Annotated in this window: 3 protein-coding genes and 2 pseudogenes; 2 read left to right on the top strand and 3 right to left on the bottom strand. The window is 70.1% G+C overall.

Features of this window, described 5'->3' with window-relative positions:
• Positions 1–530, top strand: a pseudogene (locus tag I5I_RS07555) (nicotinate phosphoribosyltransferase); the annotation flags it as partial.
• 10 nt (positions 531–540) lie between these two features.
• Here I5I_RS07555 and I5I_RS07550 read toward each other — a convergent pair.
• The 3 genes from I5I_RS07550 to I5I_RS07540 are packed head-to-tail and all read right to left on the bottom strand — an operon-like array spanning position 541 to position 3,817.
• Entirely contained in the window at positions 541–813 is a 273-nt protein-coding gene (locus I5I_RS07550; protein ID WP_005055043.1) for a DUF3039 domain-containing protein, read from the bottom strand.
• Positions 814–866: 53 nt separating this feature from the next.
• Complete coding sequence (locus I5I_RS07545; protein WP_036318205.1) at positions 867–2,420, bottom strand: hypothetical protein; 1,554 nt, start codon at positions 2,418–2,420, stop codon at positions 867–869.
• Positions 2,396–3,817, bottom strand: coding sequence for an ABC transporter ATP-binding protein (locus tag I5I_RS07540; RefSeq protein ID WP_036318204.1), 1,422 nt, complete (start codon positions 3,815–3,817; stop codon positions 2,396–2,398). The genes I5I_RS07545 and I5I_RS07540 overlap by 25 nt, the downstream gene beginning before the upstream one ends.
• Positions 3,818–3,919: 102 nt before the next feature.
• Between I5I_RS07540 and I5I_RS07535 the strand changes: the two are divergent.
• Positions 3,920–4,326, top strand: a pseudogene (locus tag I5I_RS07535) (hypothetical protein); the annotation flags it as partial.

Genomic DNA, 4,326 nt, shown 5'->3' with positions numbered 1-4,326 from the left:
GCGCGCAGCTGGACGAGCTCGGCGCGACCGGAACGCGCATCACCGTGACGAGCGACCTCGACGAGTTCGCCCTCGCAGCGCTCGCGGCATCCCCTGTCGATGCTTACGGCGTCGGGACATCCGTGGTGACCGGTTCCGGCGCGCCGACGGCAGGGATGGTCTACAAACTCGTCGCTCGGCAGGATGCCGCGGGTGGTTGGGTCGCGGTGGCCAAGACCTCCACCGACAAGGGGTCCAAGGGCGGTCGCAAGGCCGCGTTCCGCACCCTCTCCCGGGGCACGGCAACCAGCGAGCTCATCGCCGTCTCCGACGGATTCGACGAGATCCAGACGGCGGCGGACCATCCCGACGCCCGCGCCCTGCAGGTCTCGCTGGTCGAGGCGGGCGAGCCCGACCCCGCCTTCGAGGGGGCGGGCGGTGTTGCGCGCGCGCGGGAGCATCACGGGATCGTTCGCGAGGAACTCCCTGTGACGGGGCTCGCCCTGAGCAGGTCCGACCCGGCGCTGCCCACCGTCTACATCGACGCGTGAGCGGGACCGCTCAGCTCATGAGCGACTCGTAGATCTCCTTGCACGTGGGGCACACCGGGAACTTCTCCGGGTCACGGCCGGGAGTCCACTTCTTGCCGCACAGCGCACGCACCGGTTTGCCCGTGAGGGCGGACTCGAGGATCTTGTCCTTCTTGACGTAGTGCGAGAACCGCTCGTGGTCGCCGGGCTCGATGTTCTCCTCGCGCAGAAGCTCTTCGAGCTCACGATCAAGGGTGGCGACGCCGCCGTCACCGGGTGCATCGGGACTGTCGAGGGGGCTCATGGTGACCGATTCTATCGGCGGCGAGGCACCCGTGGACGGGTTCGTCCCCAGGGTCACGTCGACTCGGCGAACTCCATGAGACGCTCGCCAGTGCGATCGAACACGGCTCCGCCGGCGAAGATCCCGATCAGCAGCACCACCGCGCCCGACCCCGCACCTGCCCACAGTGCGATCCACGCCCAGCTCTCGTCCGCCGTCAACGCAAGCCAGGCGCACCACAGCGTCGGAACGCTCAGGAGCATCGCCCCGAACATCACCACCGCCTGCGAGAGTCCACCGCCGGTGCGCTGCGGCTGCTGGAACGGGCTGTCGCCGGGTCGGGAGACGGCGTAGGGAGCGATGACAGAGGTGAGGGAGGACAATCCGAGCCCGCCCAGGAACAGGATGGCGCATACGCCCGCCATCGCCGGGAGCATCGCCCAACGCCCGTGCAGGGAGATCGTCACCGGCACGGCCACCGCCAGCAGCACCGCGCCGACGACCGTGATCGGCACGAGCCGTCCGGCCCGATCGGCCGCGCCGCGCACAGCGCCCGCGATGTGCATCCAGAGAGCCGTCGAGTCGTAGGCGAGGTCGTTGTGCGGCAACCAGCCCAAGAAGAGCGCGATCAGTGGGGCCGGAAGCAGCACCGCGAGCTCGATCGGCACGCCGACCAGCACGAGCGGGATGATCGTCAGGGCCGCCGCGATCGGCACGATGATGATGTTGACCAGATAACGCGGATCACGGAACCAATAGACGATGCTGCGTGCCGCAATGCCACCGGCCGCTGTGCCGCCCGTCAGATCGAACCACCCCAGCCCGCGCTTCTGACGCGCGACCCCCGGGCGCTCGGTGGTCGTCATCAACCGGTCGACGAGCCAGAACCACAGTGCCGCGAGCACCGCGACCGACAGCGCCGCGACAACGGCCGGGCCCGCTCCGCCACCGCTGAGTGCGCGTTCGGGCAGCGCCCATGGCGCGCCCAGAGGAGTGAGCGCCAGAAGGTCGACGGCCGCGACCAGAGCGGACGGTACGCCGTCGGTCCACTGCAGGGATGCGAGGAAGACCACGACAGGAACGACGACCACGATCAGGGCGATGAGGAACACCCCCGTCAGCTCTCTGGAGCGATGATCGCGCACCATGCCCGCGAGGGCCAGGCCGATCTTCGCGAGCAGCAGGCACGTGAGCACGCCGAGGACGGCGGAGACGATGCACACCCACGCCGCAGCGCCACGATCAGCCCACAGCGCGCTCAACGCCACCGCGACGACAATCAGGGCGATCGCTGGCACACTGATCATGCTCGCCAGCAGCGTCGCTCCGGCCGTCGCGCGAGGCGACGCTCCGACGACGGAGAATCGCCGCGGGTCGAGCTGATCGTCCACGCCCCCCACCAGGGCCGTGACGAAGAATCCGAGGGTGAGAGCGGATGCCGCGACCATCGTCACCGCGAATGCCGCGTCCTCCGATGACGAGCGCAGCCGCCATGCGGCGACACACACGGCGCCAACGACGAGCGCGACCACGGCGACACCCACGAGTATGCGCGCGATCTGGCGTCGGTCTGCGCGCAGGGCGCCGACGAGGAGGTCGAGCCTCAGTCGGAGAACGTGTGCAACCACTCGAGCCCCTCCGCGTCGCTGATGCCGCCGGACAGCTCGATGAAGCGCTGCTCGAGAGTGAGTTCTCCCCTCACCTCGTCGACGGTCCCCTCGGCGAGCACACGACCCCCGACGATCACCGCGAGTCCGGAGCAGACACGCTCGACGAGCTCCATTCCGTGACTGGACAGCACGACCGTGCCGCCGTGCGCGACGTAGGCGGAGAGGATGTCGAGGACGACCGCCGACGAGACCGGGTCGACCGACTCGAACGGCTCATCCAGGACGAGCACGCGGGGTGAATGGATCATGGCTCCGGCGAGCATGATCTTCTTCGTCATACCGGCCGAGTAATCCGACACGGGCCGCGACAGGGCGTCGGTGAGATCGAACGCCCGCGCGAGTTCCGCCGTACGACTCTCCACGACGGCCGAGCGCAGTCCGCGCAGTACTCCGTAGTAGTGCAGCAGCTGCCTGCCGGTCAGCCGGTCGAAAGTGCGCAGGCGGTCGGGCAGGATGCCCATCTTCTGTTTCGCCTGACGAGGCGCGGATGCCAGGTCGACACCCGCGATGCGGATCTCACCGCTGTCGGGGCGGAGCAGACCCGCGATCATCGAGAGCGTCGTCGTCTTGCCCGCACCGTTGGGGCCCACGATCCCGTAGAAAGTGCCGGCCGGGATTCGCAGATCGATCGCGTCGACCGCGACGGTCGCGCCGAATGTCTTCGTGACCCCGCTCAGACGCACCGCTTCGATCTGCACGTTCGCGCCGGCGTCGTCGACGGACTCATCGGTATCGGCCGTCGAGGCGGGTCCCGTCGCCGCCAGCATCTCCGCGAGCGCGGATGCCGCCGCGTCCGGGTCGGGAACGTCGTCCGCGACGGATTCGACCTCGAGGGCACCCTTGGGCGCGACCTGGGCGTCGTCCGCAACGGTCTGATCGGGCTCGATCACGGGCTCGGCCTCTGCCTCGGGCTCAACCTCGATCACGACCTCGGGCTCGACCTCGATCACGGCCTCCGGCTCGACCTCGACCTCGACCTCGACCTCAGGCTCTCGCTCACCCTCAGCGGTGGCCTCCGGCAGCGCCGGTTCGAGGTCGGGACTCTCCGAGATCTCGGCTCCCGCGTCGATGGACGACGGCGGTGGCGGCGGGGCCGCCTCGAATCGTGCGGCAGCCACCTCCGGCGGCACGTCGGGGGGCGGCGGGAGCGTGGCCTTGGGCTTGCGTGGCCGCGGTACGCGCGGGGCGCCGCGCTGTGCCGCGGGACGACGCGGTCGGGGCACCGCGGGCGCCGCCGCCGGTTCGTCCTCGCGGCGATCGAGCTGAGCTGCCGCCTCGGCAGCGGGCACCGACGGCAGCGGCGGCAGATCGTGCACGCCGTCGTCTTCCGCGGGGGTCGGATGGGGGGCGCTCACCCGTCAAACCTAGCAAGCCGGTCCGACGATCGCCCCGATCGTCCACACCCGCGCGTCAACGCTCAGCCGCTCTCCAGGGGCCGTCCATAGGATCGTGCCGACATGGTCCAGATCCCCCGCATCCATTCGCTCCCCGATGACGCGCCGTGGGCCGGAGGCCTGCCGCCGGAAGGGTCCTCCGAGCACCCTCGGACCATCCGTGCCCTGGACCGGGTTCTTCAGGTGCAGCGCCCCGCCGTCATCGCGCACCTGCGCAGCATCCGCCTGCGCCACCCCGAGGCAGCGACCAGCGACATCGTGCGGATGCTCGAACGCCGCTACCTGGCCGCCGTGACCACCGGCGGCGCGGCCGTGGGAGCCACCGCGGTGGTCCCCGGCATCGGCACCGGCATGACCCTGGCCCTGTCCGGTGTCGAGACGGTGGGCTTCCTCGAAGCGACCGCGCTGTTCGCGCAGTCGTTGGCGGAGCTGCATGGCATCCGTGTCGAGAAACCCCAACCGGGCGCGCG

It is taken from the genome of Microbacterium sp. B24 (assembly GCF_000333415.1).
Classification (GTDB): Bacteria; Actinomycetota; Actinomycetes; order Actinomycetales; family Microbacteriaceae; genus Microbacterium.
This window is presented reverse-complemented; position numbering and strand designations above follow the sequence as displayed.

What these genes read in the sequence shown, in the direction of transcription:
- I5I_RS07550 (WP_005055043.1), bottom strand. Translation starts at nt 813, where the DNA reads ATGAGCCCCCTCGACAGTCCCGATGCACCCGGTGACGGCGGCGTCGCC.